Source organism: Flavobacterium sp. (genome assembly GCF_039930565.1).
Taxonomy (GTDB): domain Bacteria; phylum Bacteroidota; class Bacteroidia; order Flavobacteriales; family Flavobacteriaceae; genus Flavobacterium.
On record NZ_JBDTTP010000030.1, the window covers coordinates 25,272 to 43,561 of the forward strand.

The window sequence follows — 18,290 nt, forward strand, 5'->3', positions numbered from 1 at the left end:
CGGGACAAAACGTATTTTGAAAACGGATTTTGTGCTTCTTAAAATATCCGTATGAGATAATTATAAACACAAAAGCGTATGTTTTTATTACAATATATCCTTTAGCGTTCGTTTTTAATAAAATGCGTTTGTTTTTTTGCAAAAAAATTTGTGTCAAAATAAAAACCGCAACTTCATCATAAATGAAATTGCGGTTTTTTACTTTATAATTTCTAATTAGATGTAAAACTCTAATTCACAATTATCAAAATTAGTAAATTATAATCTTGTGTGTAGATTTTGATACATCACTTCCTGAAAGCTGTACCATGTAAATGCCTTTTGATAAATGGCTCAAATTAATTTTTGCTGAATTATTTGAAACTGAATGTGCCGAATTTGACACTAATTTTCCGCTAATATCATAAATTGCAATCTTGATCTCATTTGAAGAACCAGCACTGTTTATGTTCAGAAATTTGTTATTGTCAACAAAAACCTTGAAATTATCCACCTGTGAGAAACTGTTTGTTGCAAGTGATTCAGGAGTTACAATTGAAAACTGCTGGTTCGAATTGGTGCTGCTGACTTCATACGTCTGAATTTGTGCGCCGGCATTTCCGTCCTGAATATCGAATGCTCTTACCGGGGAATTTACAGAACCAAAATTACAGGTTGTAAAAGCAATTTCAATCGTATATTTTCCTGCGGTAGGAGTTGCAGAAATTTTCAATAAGTTATTGGTATCCGTTGAAGTAAAGTTGGCTTTTGCATCACCAAAGTTGCCACACCAATTGTCGTTTATCCCAAGGTTTTTTGCGTTCCCCACATTTACGATTTTGTAAATATCATTTCCCTGATGCGTAAATGCCCATAACTGATAATTGTCCGAAGCATTGGGCACAGCCATATTGGCATCATAGGGCGCAGTTGTTGCTACCGTCATGACCTCATTGTGTACCGAAGAAAAGATTTTATAAGTTCCGTTTGCAATTATCTGCGCGGAGGAACTTGCAGAAAAGAATAAGCTTACCAGTAAAGTTAAACTCAATAAAAAGTAGTTTTTTTTCATGTTTGCGGTTTTAGTTAATAGTATCGGTTTCTTTTATTCTGAAATTTGATTTTTTCTGATTGTATAAAAATCCTGAAGTTCTTAATAATCAGCATCTTTAGCATTTGCTGTATAATTTGATTGTAAACAGGAGAAAAATGTAAAAACCAAACCTCTGTATTTTCATTTGCAGAGGTTTGGAATAATTTTAAATTTACCAAACGTAAGTTCCAACTGATCCTGCAGGAAGGATGGTAGAAACTGGTTTGCCGCCAGCATTGATGTTAAATGATTTTTGTGTTCCGGTGTTATTCAAAACGATTACAGCAATTTTATTGTCAGGAGTTTTGAAAGCGACATTAGGAAGCTCTACAGATGTATTGGATTCTATGCGGGTAGAACCGGATGGTACAAATTTAGAAGCATGGGCAATTATGTAATAGGCCGGATTTCTAACTACAGTACTTCCGTCAATTGTAATGGCTCCAAGACATTCCGTGCAACCGCCAGGTGTATGAGGATTGCTGTTTGGATCAGCAGCTAAATTCCATTCCAGAACATTTTTACTCCAGTTTCTTGGCGCACCAATTATTAATTCCCTGAAATGCCATTTGATATCTTCCGGGAAATTTCCTGGTGCCTGAACCCATTGTTCCGTGAAATATACATTTTTATCAGGATGTGCATTGTGAACCTGACTCATGTTGTCAATTTGTCCCGAATAAAGGTGAAACGCTGAACCGTCGATAAAAACTTTTGCCGCAGGATCATTCAAAATAGAAATTGGATAATTTACATTGTCAAGATTGTGGTCAAATAGGATAATTTTCGTAGTAATAGCATTAGTCTGAAAAATCGGTCCTAAATTATTTTTTATAAAATCCCTTTGCTGTGGAGCAGTCATAACCATACTTGGATTGTTATTCGGATTTTCCGGTTCGTTCTGGATTGTTATGGCGTCAATCGCGATTCCGTTTGCCTGCATCGCCTGAATGTATTTTACAAAATAATTCGCATACGATGCATAATAAGTTGGCATTAATGATCCTCCAATACTTGATCCGTTTGATTTCATCCAGGATGGTGCTGTCCATGGTGTTGCCAACAGTATTACATTTGGATTGATTTCTTTAATCTGTTTTAAAACAGGAATTAAATGCGTTAAATCCGGTGCAATTGAAAAATTTGTCTGGTTTACATCGGTTTGTCCCGCAGGCAAATCATTGTATGTAAACACGGAAGCATCCAAATCTGAAGCACCCATACTAATTCTTAAATAACTTACACCAATACTGTTTTCGCCCTGGCCAAATAATTCCTGCAATAAATTATTTTTTGCGGATTGCGACATATTGTTAATCAGCATAGCACTTCCGCCTGTCAGGCTATAACCAAATCCATCCATTTTTTGGTAAGTAGTACCTTCATTAACATTAATTGTAAAATTATTGTTGGTTGTTAAAGGCGTTATTCCGTTAGTCTGCAATTGCAGTAAACTACTTTTTGACGGTGTTGTAAGATAGAATTTTGCGTCTGTAGTTCCGGCAACTGGTGGTGGATAATTAGGCATATCCTTGTTATCGCAGCTATTTTGTAAAAAAATAAAGGAAGCGAATAGTATAATTTTTAAAGATGTCATTGCTTTATTTGATATCATGGTTATGTATATTTATTGTGAAATGTATTCGTAAGTCCCGGCTTGATACGTGTCGTTCAATGTTATGGTGACCTTGTAACTTCCTGTTGTCGTTACAGGCTTAAGATTAGAACCTCCGGAACCATTAACAAGACTTCCTGTCATTGTATTAGGAGTTGAAGAACCTATGTCAAAATCCCATGGGCTTATGAATTTCATCTCATAATTTGCATTAATTGTTCTTGTTGTCGTGTATTTATTTGGATGCTGATACGTCATTGTATATTCATCACGGTTGTCATAAACCTGCCAATGAAATAATTTAAAGTTGTAGTAAGTCCAGTTAACTCTGGCCTGACTGAAATCAATACTTAATCTCAAACCTCTGTCACTTGCAACTTTAATTGCCGTATTATTAGCGTTTAAAAGGTTAAATCCTGTAACCTTATCTCCATCTGGTGAACTTGAAACTCCAAGCTGGCCATTAATTGAATAACTGGTTCCAAAACCATTTTCCTGTGAGTTAAACGTATAATTTACAGAAGATTGCAGCGGAATAAAGTTAGGTGAACTGAATGTATCTCCGGACTTAGTAAATTTTTGAATAGAAACTCCATTTGCTAACAGGTAAAGTTCGTTTGGAGTAACAATTGTAGCTGGAGCAGTATTGTCAATTTCTATTGTATAAGTATATCCTGTTGCAGAAAGATTTAATGTTACAAAATAATTTCCGATACCTGTAGAATTTATATCCTGAAAAGAGGCACCTTGCGCTGCAGCCTGAGACTCCATGATTACTTTATTGGTAGAACCTGTTACTTTTTTAAGTAAATAATCCCAGTTTCCGTTAGCTCTGAAAACAAAATTCCCAGGGTTTGTAAGCATAATTGAAGCTTTCCAAATTCCGCCACCCTGATAAGTTAAGGGTTCATCTCCACCCCAGCCACCATTGATTGGATCTCCTACAACACTCCATCTGTCAATTTTCAATAAGGTGTACGAATTGTCATCAAGGTTTACTGATATTCTGTATTGTCCTGATTCCTTAACTGTAATTGGACTTCCGGATTTTACTAATTTATTATTAGAACCTCCATATTGATGACTTGGAAGCGATTTTTCACTATAAAATTTGTAAGTGTTTCCGGCAGTTAAACTTGTATATACTTCATGAATGTTAGAGAACGTACCACTTGAATTTTTAAGCCGCTGCATTTCTATTGCATTGCTTAAAACGTTGTTGTTTTCAGTTGCTGATCCGGAAACGTATAATTTTGTCGGGATCAATTCTGTCGGGAATCTTTTGAACGAAATCTTGTTTTGGGCATAAGCAACTTTATCTAAACTTTTAGCTTTTACAGCCCAGGAAATAGTTGCTAAATCGTTTACCGAATAGCCACTGTAAGATAAAAATTCATTTATTTTTTCGAAAGAAAGAGATACTGATAAATCTTTTCCTCCATTACTGGAAGGTATTTCCATAATGGGCGTGTCAAAACCGGCAGAACCAAGTGTGTCAAAAACTACTGAATAGGTGATGGCATAACCTGCTGTAGATTTTGCCGGAAGCCAGCTGAATGTTACTGTTTCATTTGGTTTTGCTTCATTTAAAACAATACTCGTTTCATTTGCCGGCTGTTCAATTACAGCAGCAATTAAATCCCAATTTCCCAAAGCGTCAAGATTATCCTTTTCACAAGAGAAAGCGACAACTGCCAATATTAAAAGGGCTATTACTTTTTTAATGTTTTTCATAACTATTTTTTATTAAAGTGGGTTTGGGACTAAAGCTGGATTTCTGTCTAATTCCTGTTGTGGAATCGGAAGCAGGATTTTTGCCGGTGTCATGTTATAGTTAATTTGATTTCCGTTTCTTAAGTCGGTTTCAACAAGGGTATTCATGGTTGTAACCAATAGATTAAAACGAGCTAAATCATCCCAACGGTGCCCTTCCTGAAACAATTCCAACCTTCTTTCTTTTAGGATTGTTTCTCTCATTACTTCTTTAGAACTTGTCTGGGCAGCAGTTAATTTTGGAAGTAAAACTCTCTCTCTGATTCTGTTGACTTCTGTTGTAGCTGCTCCTATATTGTTCAATTCATTATAAGCTTCCGCTTTTAATAATACCAAATCGCCATATCGTAATAAATACTGACGGTTAGTACTTGCAAAACCGCTGGCACTTTTCCATTTATAGGCAAAAGGAATTACACTTCCGGAAGCATTTCCCCAATATTCATCAACCCATGGAGCTGATTCATATTTTATAGAAGCATTTTTTCTCACATTATCTGATTGTTCATCGAATGCTGCAATTAAGTTTTTAGAAGGAGTGACAAATTTTCTCCAGGTATCACCGGATACTGATGGAGGCAAAAGCAACTGTGGGCCATAATTTCCTTCGTTTGCTCCAGTATATTGTACTTCAATTATTGATTCAGCATTGTTGTAATCACTTCCGCTAAAAAGATTATTATAATTGATTAAAGTATAATTGGCGGTACTTTTTTCCAATGCTGTAATATGGTCTAAAACTTTTTGGTAATCCGGATTTGGTTTTTGTGCATACACTTTTGCCAATAAAGCATGTGCTGCTCCGGAAGTTGCTCTTGCTTTGTTGATAGCTGCATTGTCTCCGTAAGTGTCAGGAAGCAATGTTGCTGTAAGTTCTAAATCTTCAATTATTTTTGCGTAAACCTCATCAACAGTGTTTCTTGGTACATTGACACTTCCGGCATCTGCAGAAGTACTGTAAGCAGTAACAAGTGGAACTCCGCCCCAAAGTTTTACCAATGAAAAATAGTGGTAGGATCTTAAAAACAACGCTTCACCTTTTATTTGTTTTCTTCTTTCTGCTGTAAAATTTACATCATCAACACCATCCACTTTTAGCAAAACTAAATTTGCTTTTGCAATAGCATTATAAAGATTGCTCCAGTTTTTATATAGTCTTCCGCTTGTAGGTGTAATTTGTAATTTATCAACTGCGAAAAGTTCAGGATTATCACCGCCGGCATACGCATTGTCTGCTCTTACGTCAGAATAATTAATATTGTCCCAAACGTAATATTCGGCAGATTGTAAGGATTCGTATGAACCCACCAAAGCTGCTTCAATCTGACTTGCTGTATTGTAACCATTACCACTTGTTTCTTCTGAAATTGGTTGCAAATCCAGAAAATCTTCACATGATGTCAGTGAAAAAAGCGAAAGAGTTACACTTAAAATAAATATTTTTTTCATGATTATTTTATTAGAATGATACGTTAAAACCAAAGATTATTGTTCTTGATTGCGGATATGTACCGTAGTCAACACCTCTTACCGTATTGCTTCCGCCAAAAGCATTTACTTCAGGGTCAAATCCGGAATATTTGGTAATGGTTATTAAATTTTCACCAGTTACGTAAAATCTTAAGTTTTCTAAATTCAGCTTATCGGTGATTGTTTCATTAAAAGTGTAGCCTAAAGAAACTGCCTTGAATCTTAAATAGGAAGCATCTTCAATAAAACGGGTAGAAATTCTTGAGTTATCAGTATTTCCAAAAGTAGATCTTGGAATGTTAGTAATATCTCCGGGTTGTCTCCAACGATCCAATACTGCTGTACTTTGATTTTTTGCGTCAATCATACCTTCCGTTTCTATTCTTGTTGCATTTAGCATATCATTTCCATACGAGCCTTCAAGAAAGACTTGCAAGCTTAATGATTTATAAGAAAAAGTGTTGTTAACTGAGTAAAAGAAATCAGCATTTGCATCCCCAATCACTCTTCTGTCATCTTCTGACGGAGTAAAGGTTGATACTCCATTTTTATCAATATAATAACTGTTCCCGGTTGCCGGATCAACACCTCCAAAAACATACCCGAAGAAACTTCCCAGCGGTAATCCTTCTTTAACTAAAATGGCTTCTCCTCTTCCTGAAATGTTTTCAAGCTTCAATTCTTCTCCAACCAAATATCTAACCTCGTTTTTGTTAAAAGAGATATTAAAACCAGACTCCCACTTAAAGGCAGAATTAAAATTTATTGTTTTTAAACCTATTTCAAATCCTCTGTTTTGAACTTCTCCAACATTTTGAATTGCCTTATCAAATCCTGATGTGGTAGGAAGTGGCGCATTAAGTAATAAATCGGTTGTCTTTTTTGTATAAGCGTCAGCCGTTAATCGTATTCTTCCGTTGAATAATTCGAAATCGACACCAACGTTTGCCTGTGTTGATTCTTCCCATTTTAAACTTAGATTTTCTATTGTAGAAGGAAATGTACCTGGCTGAGTTGTTCCTCCAATTGGATAATTGGCACCTGAACCAATTCGCCCTAAATAAGCATAATTTGTAATTTGATCATTACCTACAATTCCGTAACTCATTCTTAATTTTAAGTCACTGATGTATTTGCTGTCTTCGAGAAATTTTTCTTTAGAAACTTTCCAGCCCACAGAAACTGATGGAAAATAACCCCATCTGTTGTTGGGTCCAAAAACACTTGAACCATCTGCTCTAAAGTTGGCAGTCAATAAATATTTATCATCAAAACTATAATTTACCCTGCTGATAAATGCAGTGTTTGATTTTTCAGATTTGTTTGCAGTAGCGGCAAAAAGTTCAGACCCGTTATTAGGGGTTTGTATCGTTGCACTTGCAAAATTTCTGGTTTCAATACTGGAATTTTCATATTCAAACTTCTGAATTACAGTTCCAACCAATGCATCAAATTTATGGCTCTTTAGTGTTTTAGCGTAAGTTAGCGTATTGTCAAAAATGAAGTAATCAGTTTGGTTCGAATTTCTAATGGCTTGTCCTTTAAGCGCTTTTCCATAACCAGTTCTAAACGGATCAAGGAACGATTCGTAAACGCCGCTTGAATTATCTATTCCGTAATTAGTTTTGAAAGTAAAATCTTTTGAAAGTTTAGCCTGTAAAAACAGATTTGCTAAAAATCGTGTGCTTTTGAAGCCTCTTTCTAAACCATCTGTACTTGCGAATGGGTTTTCCCAGTTTTGGAACGGGTTGCTTGTGAAACTTCCGTTTGCATTATAAATACCGATCACCGAAGGCGTGGTTAAAGATCCAAGAAGTACCCCGCCAGAATTTACATTGGTGTTATCTTTAATATCAACATCAGAATATTTTGTATAGGCAATTCGGGTTCCTACAGAAAGCCAATCGTTGACCTTTTGGTCCAGATTGATTTTATAGTTCAAACGTTTCATTTCTGAACTTCTTACCGCGCCATCCTGTGATAAATAACCTGCAGAAAGGTAGTAATTCGTGTCATTGCTTTTTCCTCCAATTGACACTTGATGACTGCTTGAATGGCCTGTTTGAAAAATTTCCTTCTGCCAGTCAGTATTTTTGTTATAAAGATTCCAGTCGGTTGAAAGACCTAATTCTTCAACTAAATCTCTGTATTGTTCTCCATTTAAAACAGGTAATGTTTTCCATGCTTCAGAAAATCCAGTATAGGTTTCGTAAGTAATTCTTGGCTTTGAAGAAGTTCCTTTTTTAGTAGTAAGCAATACAACACCATTTGCGCCGCTTGCTCCATAAATTGCTGCAGATGCTGCATCTTTAAGAATAGTGATGCTCTCCACATCTGCCGGATTTATTGATCTTGTATCTGTTGTTGGCACACCATCAACCACATACAAGGGTTCGCTTCCGGATAATATCGAGCTCGTACCTCTAATACGGATGCTTAATCCTTGTCCGGGTTTTCCGGAACTGTTTAATACCTGAACTCCTGTAGCCTGTCCCTGAATTAAATTTCCAATTTGTGTGTTGGTCCTGTTTTTTAAATCATCACTTTTAATTAATGATACCGAACCGGTTAAGTCTTTCTTCTTTTGTGTTCCGTAACCTATGACAACTACATCGTTTAATGTTTGTACATCATCAACAAGTGTAGCATTTATTACGGTTTTACCATTTACTGGTATTTCTACAGTTTTCAATCCTAAATAGGAGAAAACTAAAATTGCATTTTTGTCGGCAACTTCTATTGCATAGCTTCCATCGACATCGGTTCTTGCTCCAGACTGGGAGTTTTTGATAAGTACCGAAGCTCCGGGAATTGGTATTCCAAACGCATCCTTAACTGCGCCTTTAACTGTCTTATCCTGTGAAGACATAGTAAAGCTTACCAATGTAAATAATACAGATAAAAATTTAATTTTTTGGCTGGTTAAATTCATAAAATAATGTGTAAAATTTGGTTTGTAGACTGTTAGTTTTATGTTAACTAAATGAATTAGTATTACAATTCCAAAAATACATATTGTAGGTGCAGATGAATTTACGTGGTAATTAAAAAGTAGATTTTTGAGTGAATATTTTTAATTTAAAACACTGATAAATAGTTATTTAGTATTTTTTTTTAAACGAAAAAAAGTGGTTAAATGTATGCTTTTCTTAACTACTAAATAGGTTAATTTTATGTTAATGTAATAATTTTACGCTATTTTTTTTACGTGATTCTCAAATTCCTCTCTGTTAATAGCGCTATTCTTAATTTTAACCCGGAAATTATAAATAGTGTTTACGGAGTAACGCAGTATTTTTGATATTTTAGAACTATTGGTAATTCCCAATCTGATCAGGGCATAAATCCTTAATTCTGTGTTCAGGATTTCATCATTGTTTTTTAATATAATTCGGTCTTCTTCTTTTAATAACTTATTGAATTCCGGGATAAAGTTGGGATATATCTGAAGGAAAGATTCATCGAAGTTTTTATAGAATAATTTTAGTTCCGTATCAATTACCTGTTTAGATTTAACCAAATCTAATAGATCGCGGGATTTGTTTGCCACGATATATTTGGTAACCAACTTTCGGTAGACGTCCAGTTTGTCAATGTATTCAGAACATAAATTTAAGAAAGTTCCAATATAATGAACTTTTATATCATTAGACTTCGATAATAGAACGTAGAGATTATTTAAATCATCATTCTTGATATTCAATTCCTGGTTTAATGAATTTAATTGTTCGTTAGCCACTTTCAAATTGTTTCGGGCCAGAGAAATTTTGTTTTTTTGTTTGTAAACATATACAACAACGACTAATAACAACAATCCGAGTAAACTTATTAGAATCAGGAAAGTTTTTAGTTTTAATTTTTGCTCGCTGCTTCTTACATCATAAGCCTTTGTAATGGATGTCAGGACGTTGGAAATGTTTACATGCCTTAATTGTGAGTTATAAAACTTCGCATCTTCCATAGAGAAAGAAATAAACTGATGTGCCTGGTCAATGTCCTTTTCAGAATATAAAATCATGGCCAGATTAGCTAATGAGGCATTGTCTTTTACGTTTGATTTTATGTCTGAAATGGCAGAAAGGATTAAAAACTTCTTCCGATTATCAACATCATTAAGAAGCTCATAAAGTATGGAACGTTCAAAAGTTACCATAGAATATTCCCGAGTTCCAATTTTTGTATTTTTCAGTCGCTGGGTGTTTATTTCCAATGCCTTGGACATCTTTCTCTCGTCACGGTATTTCTTTTCGAGAAGTGCCAGGTTTTCTGCTGAAGTAAGGGCAATCCTTTTAGAAAGTGAATCCTCGTATTTATAATAAAGCTCTTTATATTCGTACTTGTTGATTTTTACCATTGTGTAAAAATTCAGGCCTGAATAAGCTTCCTTCTGATTGAAATAGTAAATATTCAGTAAATTGTCGTTAAGATTAGAGCGTTTAATATCCTTCAGAATATCCAATGATTCCTTGTATCGTCCTGAATCAACAAGCAGGCGGCTTAACTTTAATTGTGATTCTGATATTTTGTATTTATCCTTAAGTTTCTTGGCTATATCAAGATTTTTTTCGGTAAAAAGTAATGCCTTGTCAAAACTGTAATATTGGTATTCATCAATTATCTTGTTGATTATAAAGTACTGATTGTTTAAACTCGCTTTTTCATCTGTTAGCAATGATTTTAGATTCCGGATCTTATCTTCCTTCGTTTTTATATAAAATTTGCTGTTGCTGATTTCCTTTTTAAGTACGTTTATCAAAGAATCGACTTCGCTGTTGGCATAAGCAGTATTTAGTACGAGAATCAGGATAAGGGCAAAGAGTGGTTTATATTTCATGGTGTAGTTATATAAAGTCGATAGTTTAAAATTCAAAGTTAATTTTTTTTATTTTTTGAACTAAAAAAATGGCTATAATTAAAAAAGGAAGTCATTGTACTTCCTTTTTTGACTGAATTATAAAGTTACTTTTCCTTAATATTTGATAGTTGCATTTTTCTTATCCGAATAAAATTTTACATTTTAAGTTTTATATTAGTATTAATTTCCTGAGCCAATTGAAACTCTATGTAATTCAAATAACTCAAAATAATTATAGATTCATTAAACGAATTCTAAAAATGAATAAAATATACAGCTACCATTTTCGTCCGGGTTATCAATCAAAAGATCTTTTAATTGATGTTTTTGGCGGTGCAGAAAGTGAAACTTTTAATTCTGATTTCCTAAATGCAATTGCCGAAATAAAACCTAAAATGATAGATATCGTAGATTTGTGGATGAATGATGAGGTGTTGATGACTTTTGATTCTGAAATTGGAAAATTCATTCTCTCAAAAGATATTTGGGGCAGCATCATCCATTCATGAATATAGTGTGTAATGTAGCTGGATATTATGCTTAAGCGGACTTTAATATCACTAATTTCTGAAAGTGTTTTTCCATAACTCATTTAAGGAGAACATGTTGGTTAAGTCATCAGGATTATAAACTGTTTCGCAATCAAAATTATTTAAGGGCACTTTAAAGAGTCTGTAAAAACCGCTAAGCCTGAAATTAACAATAATTGCATCAGCACCTTCGCTAAGTTCATAATTCAGCATTTTCTTAATTGGACCGATTACTGCACAGCCTTTTTTAACATCTTGTGAAAGCGAAGAATTGTTAAAGGATATGGGAACGGTCGTGCCAAAGTTAAATATCAGTAACATTTCCATGCTGGGTGATAAATGTTTAAGGACATTTTCTGATCCTGTATGGTAAATGTGATAATAATGACTCACAAACAACTTCGTTAAGGTTTCCTTCAATCAGGTAAAGCATACCATTTTTATCGTCCAGTACCATAAATTTGATGTTTTCAATTTTGCACTAAGGTAAATAATTCGAATTGTCCGTCCTTACCTCTCAGGATGTTTTTGCCTACGGATTCCACTTTATATTCAGCATCAAGGTTAAGCTGCGTAACAAGCGAGTCAGATACCAGAATATCTACATCATATTGATTACAAAGTCCTTCAATTCTGGCAGTCGCGTTAAGTACATCACCAGTAAATATAATTTCTTTTTTTAATACTCCAATTTCTCCGGTTGTCACTTTTCCACAATGAAGTCCTGCTTTAAATTGTGGAGATAATCCATATTTTTCTTTATACCCAGCTGATTTGTTCAGTAAAGATTCTTTCATGGCAAAAAAGCAGCGGATACAATCATTATTTTTTAGTCCTTTTTGCAATTTCCAGGATATGATCATCTCATCGCCGGCATATTGGTATATTTCACCACCATAATCAATTACGGGACCTGTCAAATCTGAAAAATATTGTTGGAGCATTTCAAAATACATTACATGTCCAAGCTTCTCCGCAATCTGGGTTGATGATTTCATATCCAGGAACATAAATATCCGCTCTTCTTCTACAGGCTTGTGATATTTTCCCAGAAAAAAATTACTAAGCATGCCTGTGCCCATACTTTCGCTTACCTCCGTATAAAACTGAGTCATAACGATAATGCTTGCCAGGTATGTTAAGATTCCGAGAAACGAGTAATCGGTAAAGAAGCTCCACATTCCCCGCCAAAAGAGTTCATTAGAAATTGCTGTGAACATTTCATTGTTCGTTGTCAGGAATATTATGAAGAGTAAAAATAAAATGATAACCAGGTAAATAGAAGATTTATATAAAATCTTTTTTGAGAAGCAATTTTGGCTGAACCATTTATTAATGTACAGGATTTCCAGTATACCGATTAAAGTTCCGAATGTAGTAGCCAATAGTGGAATTACTATGATATTGCGACCAAAAATATAGGGATTTTGCGATGATGGATAAAAGCTCAGATTACCTAGCAGACCTCTTTCAAGAATAGTATAAATCAAACTAAATACAAGCCATATGATAGCAAATGGTAAAATGCGTACAATATTTCTTTTGGATTTTGGCTTTATCATCTGATTTTCTATGTTATATTAGAACTAAGATATTCATTCTATACATACTAAATATAGGATGGAACGAAATTATGAATTGCGAATGAAATAAGGTTTAGAAATTGATAAAAAAGATGTCATGATGGAGTTGAATTCTTCTCTTTCAGGAAAAATAAAAACATTCTAAAATTTATTCTCAGATTTTTTTTAATCCTGCAAAGCCACTTTTACATTAGGTAACATTCGCTCCACAAATAACATATAAGCAGATTCAGAAGGATGCAAACCATCAGAAGCGACTAAATTAGGATTGATGAGTCCTTGTCTGGTAATATCTGTAATTCCAACAAAAACGATTCCATTGCTTTTGCAATAATTCTCTGCAAAAGAATTATACTCGTTTATTTCTTTTGTGATTTTTTCTGATTGATTTAGCGACATATTATTTCCATAAGATGTGTAAGCATAATCCGGTATCGAAAGTACAACTACATTTTTTTTATTACCTTTTGCTAATGTGATTGCTTTGCTTATCAATTCGGGAAATTCTTTTTGATATACTGAAAAAGGCACGCCTTGATATTGATTGTTCACGCCAATTAACAAGGTAACCAAATCATATTTTGATTCGGGATTTTGAGACTTTATTGCGGAAATTAAATTACTGGTAGTCCATCCCGTGGTTGCAATTATTTTTAATGTAAAACTGCTTTTAGGATACAATGTGGCTAATTTTGATTTTAGCTGCTCAGGAAATCTGCAGGTTTCACAAACGTTTTGACCAATGGTATAACTATCTCCTAAAGCCAGATAATTAATTGTTTTGGCAATTGGATTATTAGGTGTTGGAATTGTTGTTGGCGGAGTAACAACAATTGGGGTTGTAATAGGATTTGGATCTATAGAATTTTCAGCACTACAACTAAAAAGAAAGCTTGTAAATAAAACGATAACTATTTGTTTGAATTGCAGTTTCATAACTTATATTTTAATGAAGTTTTTGGAGTCATTCCAAACAATAGTTACGGTAAAAAAATAATTTAGGTTTTAAACCATTTCACTTTTCATCAAAATTTCCTCTTCAATAGCATTCCAAAGTCCAATTCGTTTTTCTAAAGCAAGAATGGAGATTTCTTCAACATCTGACCATTTTTGTGCGTCATCGCCGCATAAATCTGAAATCATTTGCATCGCCATCGGACCGTGTTCATCAGCATCCAGTTCAATATGTCTTTCAAAATAATAAAGCAATTTGCTTAAATCGGTTTCAGGTAAGTTTTTTTGAAAGTTTGTAAGGATTTCAGTGAACATAGCCGGAATTAAATCTTCTCTTCCAAAGGTAAAAGCCGCCGCTATTTCATGTGGCTTTCCTTCTTCAACAACCCTAAAAGTAAAATCTAAAAATGCTTTGATATTAGGATGTAGGGAACTTTGTTTTATAGCGACAAAAATATTTTGAAGCGAATGTACTTCAGATAAAAATTTATTGACAATACTAATGTCAGCACCGCAGTATTCCATTGCTTCAAGATACATTTCATAATGACTTTGTCTTCTTCCGTCAATGGTCAAATCAGTTTCTTCAGCCAGAACAATTTCATTGATTAAATATCGGGTCTCAGGATTTTTTGTTGGAAACCAAGGTGTAGTTGTGCAGGTAAGTTTAGTCTGTAAGGCTTTTAATAAAGACATAAAATCCCAAACTGCAAAAACATGGCTTTCTAAAAAACGATGTAAGTCATCAATGCTTTGAATTTTATTGTACAATGAATGCTGTAATAGCATTTCCTTTTGAGGGTGAATGCGATTGTTGATAGTTTCAATATTCATGATGTGGTATTTTTTGTAAATATAAAAAAGCTTCCCGGTTAGAAGAAGCTTTTTGTATTGATTTTCAATATATTTTAATAGAGTAATATTATTTGAATGCAGAAATTCCCGTTACGTCCATTCCGGTAATTAATAAATGAATGTCGTGTGTGCCTTCATACGTAATGACACTTTCAAGGTTCATCATGTGTCGCATAATCGAATATTCACCTGTAATTCCCATACCGCCTAACATTTGTCTGGCTTCACGCGCAATATTTATTGCCATGTCAACATTATTTCTTTTTGCCATCGAAATCTGTGCAGTAGTTGCCTTTCCTTCGTTTCTTAAAACCCCTAAACGCCAGGTTAACAATTGTGCTTTGGTGATTTCGGTAATCATTTCGGCTAATTTCTTTTGTTGCAACTGAGTGCCTCCAATTGGTTTTCCAAACTGGATTCTTTCTTTTGCATATCGTAAAGCAGTATCGTAACAGTCCATTGCTGCTCCAATTGCACCCCAGGCAATTCCATATCGGGCAGAATCCAAACAGCCAAGTGGCGCTCCTAATCCTGATTTATTTAGTAATAGATTTTCTTTGGGGATTTTTACATTATCAAAAATCAATTCTCCAGTTGATGAAGCTCTAAGCGACCATTTATTATGAGTTTCCGGAGTTGTAAAACCTTCCATACCGCGTTCCACAATTAAACCGTGAATTCTTCCTGTTTCATCTTTTGCCCAAACTACAGCAATATCTGCAAAAGGGGCATTCGAAATCCACATTTTGGCACCATTTAAAAGATAATGATCACCCATATCCTTAAAATTGGTAATCATACTTCCGGGATCAGATCCGTGGTCTGGTTCTGTTAATCCAAAACAACCCATGAATTCTCCTGTAGCCAGTTTTGGCAAATATTTCATTCTTTGCTCTTCATTCCCGTATTTCCAAATTGGATACATGACTAAAGATGATTGTACAGATGAGGTAGATCTTACGCCGGAATCTCCGCGTTCAATTTCCTGCATGATCAAACCGTAAGAAATCTGATCTAAACCTGCTCCACCATATTCTACGGGAATATAGGGGCCGAAACCGCCAATTTCTCCGAGTCCTTTTATGATTTGCTTTGGAAATTCTGCTCTTTGGGCATATTCTTCAATAATAGGAGAAATTTCTCTTTTTACCCATGCACGCGCCGACTCTCGAACTAACTTGTGTTCGTCGGTCAATAAATCGTCAAGGTTATAATAATCGGGAGCTTGAAATAGGTCTGGTCTCATTTTTTGTAGTTTTACAAAACAAATTTACGCAATAAAAATATAACAAAACAAAACATAATTGTTATATTATTTTAATTGTAATTTTGAACTAATGAATATAACTATTACATTTTCAAATAAAAGTCTTTTGTCAATTCGATATATTCAGGAGTATAAACGTGCCTGTAAATTTCAATTGTTAATTCATCGATTTCAATTTTCCGAACTTGATTTCGGCTAAAAGCCAATAAACTGCGCTTGATTTCGGATTTTGAAGTTCCTTTTACACGGGTAATTTTTATTGGGTATAATTCTGATTCTTTGGCTAAAGTGATAAAATTTTCTTCTTCTTTGAATGGAAGGATAACAGCAAAAATTCCATTTTCAGAAAGTAACAAATCAGCAGCTTCAATTAATTCTTCAAAAGGCATGGAATCCTGAAATCTTGCCAAATCACGTTGTTGGTTTTCAGTTTTATAATCTTCAGAATAAAAAGGAGGGTTGGAGACGATTAAATCATATTCATCCTCGGGCTCGTCAATAAATTCATCTAAGCCGGCATGAAAACAAAATAAACGGTCGGTCCACGGTGAACTTTCAAAATTTTCAACCGCTTGTTCATAAGCTTCTTCGTCAATTTCAAGGGCATCAATTTGCTCAGCATGCGTTCGCTGCGCCAGCATTAGAGCAATAACTCCGGTTCCGGCACCAATGTCCAAAACACTATAAGGATTGTGATCTATAGGAGCCCAAGCTCCTAATAAAACGCCATCAGTACCCACTTTCATAGCGGTTTTATCTTGTTGAACAGAGAATTGCTTAAATTGGAACATTTATTATAATTGAAAATTAATTATTAAGATTTTTTAATAAATCTAAAAATCCAACAATCCAGAAGACTAAAACCTAATTGATCTAAAGTCTATTAAAGATACATCTCAACCAATCCTTCCGGCAGATTCATGATGACCTTTTTATTGTCGCGGTCAATTTTTACAAGGAAATGATCAATCATCGGAATGAGCATTTCGACTTCTCCATTTAAAACTTCAAAAAGAGGTTGTGCAGTAGTATCGTTTATGGCTGCTATTTTTCCAAATACGCCTAAACGCTGGTCTTCGATTTCAAACCCAATAACTTCGTGGAAATAAAATTTGTTGCCTGTAAGTTTTGGCAGCATATTTAAAGGAAGATAAATTGCATTTCCCATAATGGCGTCTGCATCTTCTTCGGTATTCATGTCTTCAAAACGAATTCTAAGAAAATCGTTTTTATGCAAGGAACTTTTTTCAATAAAAAAAGGAACCAGGTGTTTATTGCATTCAATAAACACTGATTCCAGATTTTCGTATAACTCAGGTTCGTCTGTGTCTAAATAAGCCAGAACTTCACCCTTGAAACTAAATTTTTTAGCGATTTTACCTAAATAAAAACATTCTTCTTTACGCATTATCGCTAACTAAAATTATGCTTCAGTTGTTTCGTTATTTTCTTCAGCAGCAGGAGCTTCTTCAGTAGCAGCTTCCGCTTCAACTTCAGCAACTTCTTCTTCTTCAACTGCTGGAGTTGCAGCAGCGATAGCATCAGCTTCAGCCTGAGCTGCAGCCGCTAAACGTTTAGCGTTAACTTCTTGTTCTGCTTTAAAAGCTTTTGCTTTAGCATCAGCTTGCGCTTTTGATAAACCGTCTTTTTTAGCATCAACTTTTCCAGATTTAGCATCTAACCAGTCCGCTAATTTTGCATCAGCTTGTTCCTGAGTTAAAGCTCCTTTACGAATACCTCCATCAAGGTGGTGTTTCAATAAAGCTCCTTTATATGAAAGGATTGCTCTTGCAGTATCTGTTGGCTGAGCACCATTGTGCAACCATTTTACAGCGCTATCAATGTTTAATTCGATAGTTGCAGGGTTTGTGTTTGGATTGTAAGTACCGATTTTCTCTAAGTATTTACCATCTCTTTTTGAGCGTGCATCTGCAGCTACAACCCAGTAAAAAGGTTTTTGTTTTTTACCGTGTCTTTGTAATCTAATTTTTACTGACATAATCGTATGATTAAATTTTGAGGTACTCGACCTCTGTTAATTAAGGGCGCAAAGATATAATTTTTTTCTGAATAGTATATTTAAATTTTATTAAATCTATTGAAGATGAATTTTGTTCTTTTATTTGATTGTTTACTGATTATAGTATCATAAAATCAAAATAAAATCATAAATAATCTAATCTATAGTAGATTACAAAAAAATAAGAGTACCTTTGTTGTATTATTATAAATAAGTACATATGAACATTTTTGTTGGAAGCCTTCCATTCAGTATTGAGGAAGCAGATTTAAGAGAGTCTTTCGAGGCTTACGGAG

15 protein-coding genes and 1 pseudogene are annotated in these 18,290 nt (G+C 34.4%); 2 read left to right on the forward strand and 14 right to left on the reverse strand.

Going from position 1 to position 18,290, the window contains the following annotated elements:
• Positions 1 to 250: 250 nt before the first annotated feature.
• The 6 genes from ABI657_RS09460 to ABI657_RS09485 form a co-directional block, all read right to left on the reverse strand.
• The gene (locus tag ABI657_RS09460) at positions 251 to 1,051 is read right to left on the reverse strand and encodes a T9SS type A sorting domain-containing protein (protein ID WP_348097008.1); all 801 of its coding nucleotides are present in this window, start codon (positions 1,049 to 1,051) and stop codon (positions 251 to 253) included.
• A 193-nt stretch (positions 1,052 to 1,244) separates the two neighbouring features.
• Entirely contained in the window at positions 1,245 to 2,687 is a 1,443-nt protein-coding gene (locus tag ABI657_RS09465; RefSeq protein WP_348097009.1) for a glycoside hydrolase family 30 beta sandwich domain-containing protein, read from the reverse strand.
• A 12-nt stretch (positions 2,688 to 2,699) separates the two neighbouring features.
• Positions 2,700 to 4,421 (reverse strand): SusE domain-containing protein, encoded by a 1,722-nt coding sequence (locus ABI657_RS09470; protein WP_348097010.1) that lies wholly within the window; start codon positions 4,419 to 4,421, stop codon positions 2,700 to 2,702.
• A gap of 12 nt (positions 4,422 to 4,433) precedes the next feature.
• Positions 4,434 to 5,909: a RagB/SusD family nutrient uptake outer membrane protein gene (locus ABI657_RS09475; RefSeq protein WP_348097011.1), complete on the reverse strand. Its 1,476-nt coding sequence runs from the start codon at positions 5,907 to 5,909 to the stop codon at positions 4,434 to 4,436.
• Positions 5,910 to 5,919: 10 nt separating this feature from the next.
• On the reverse strand, positions 5,920 to 8,862 hold the full coding sequence (locus tag ABI657_RS09480; RefSeq protein ID WP_348097012.1) for a TonB-dependent receptor: 2,943 nt from the start codon (positions 8,860 to 8,862) through the stop codon (positions 5,920 to 5,922).
• A 258-nt stretch (positions 8,863 to 9,120) separates the two neighbouring features.
• Positions 9,121 to 10,800 (reverse strand): DUF6377 domain-containing protein, encoded by a 1,680-nt coding sequence (locus ABI657_RS09485; protein ID WP_348097013.1) that lies wholly within the window; start codon positions 10,798 to 10,800, stop codon positions 9,121 to 9,123.
• Positions 10,801 to 11,045: 245 nt separating this feature from the next.
• Here ABI657_RS09485 and ABI657_RS09490 point away from each other — a divergent pair, with 245 nt between their 5' ends.
• Positions 11,046 to 11,294 (forward strand): hypothetical protein, encoded by a 249-nt coding sequence (locus ABI657_RS09490; protein ID WP_348097014.1) that lies wholly within the window; start codon positions 11,046 to 11,048, stop codon positions 11,292 to 11,294.
• Between the two features lie 51 nt (positions 11,295 to 11,345).
• On the opposite strand, the gene ABI657_RS09495 is transcribed toward ABI657_RS09490, so the two are convergent.
• The 8 genes from ABI657_RS09495 to ABI657_RS09530 form a co-directional block, all read right to left on the reverse strand.
• Entirely contained in the window at positions 11,346 to 11,708 is a 363-nt protein-coding gene (locus ABI657_RS09495; protein WP_348097015.1) for a DUF6597 domain-containing transcriptional factor, read from the reverse strand.
• A gap of 77 nt (positions 11,709 to 11,785) precedes the next feature.
• A complete protein-coding gene (locus ABI657_RS09500) occupies positions 11,786 to 12,877 on the reverse strand; it encodes an adenylate/guanylate cyclase domain-containing protein (protein WP_348097016.1) in 1,092 nt (363 codons plus the stop codon).
• Positions 12,878 to 13,063: 186 nt separating this feature from the next.
• Positions 13,064 to 13,834 (reverse strand): SGNH/GDSL hydrolase family protein, encoded by a 771-nt coding sequence (locus ABI657_RS09505; RefSeq protein WP_348097017.1) that lies wholly within the window; start codon positions 13,832 to 13,834, stop codon positions 13,064 to 13,066.
• Positions 13,835 to 13,903: 69 nt separating this feature from the next.
• Positions 13,904 to 14,686 (reverse strand): DUF3050 domain-containing protein, encoded by a 783-nt coding sequence (locus tag ABI657_RS09510; protein ID WP_348097018.1) that lies wholly within the window; start codon positions 14,684 to 14,686, stop codon positions 13,904 to 13,906.
• 88 nt (positions 14,687 to 14,774) lie between these two features.
• The gene (locus ABI657_RS09515; RefSeq protein ID WP_348097019.1) at positions 14,775 to 15,953 is read right to left on the reverse strand and encodes an acyl-CoA dehydrogenase family protein; all 1,179 of its coding nucleotides are present in this window, start codon (positions 15,951 to 15,953) and stop codon (positions 14,775 to 14,777) included.
• Positions 15,954 to 16,057: 104 nt separating this feature from the next.
• A complete protein-coding gene (locus ABI657_RS09520; protein ID WP_348097020.1) occupies positions 16,058 to 16,765 on the reverse strand; it encodes a methyltransferase in 708 nt (235 codons plus the stop codon).
• Between the two features lie 92 nt (positions 16,766 to 16,857).
• Complete coding sequence (gene rimM, locus ABI657_RS09525) at positions 16,858 to 17,382, reverse strand: ribosome maturation factor RimM (protein WP_348097021.1); 525 nt, start codon at positions 17,380 to 17,382, stop codon at positions 16,858 to 16,860.
• A 15-nt stretch (positions 17,383 to 17,397) separates the two neighbouring features.
• Entirely contained in the window at positions 17,398 to 17,973 is a 576-nt protein-coding gene (locus ABI657_RS09530; RefSeq protein ID WP_348097022.1) for a 30S ribosomal protein S16, read from the reverse strand.
• Positions 17,974 to 18,214: 241 nt separating this feature from the next.
• Here ABI657_RS09530 and ABI657_RS09535 point away from each other — a divergent pair.
• Positions 18,215 to 18,290: pseudogene (locus tag ABI657_RS09535) on the forward strand (RNA-binding protein); the annotation flags it as partial.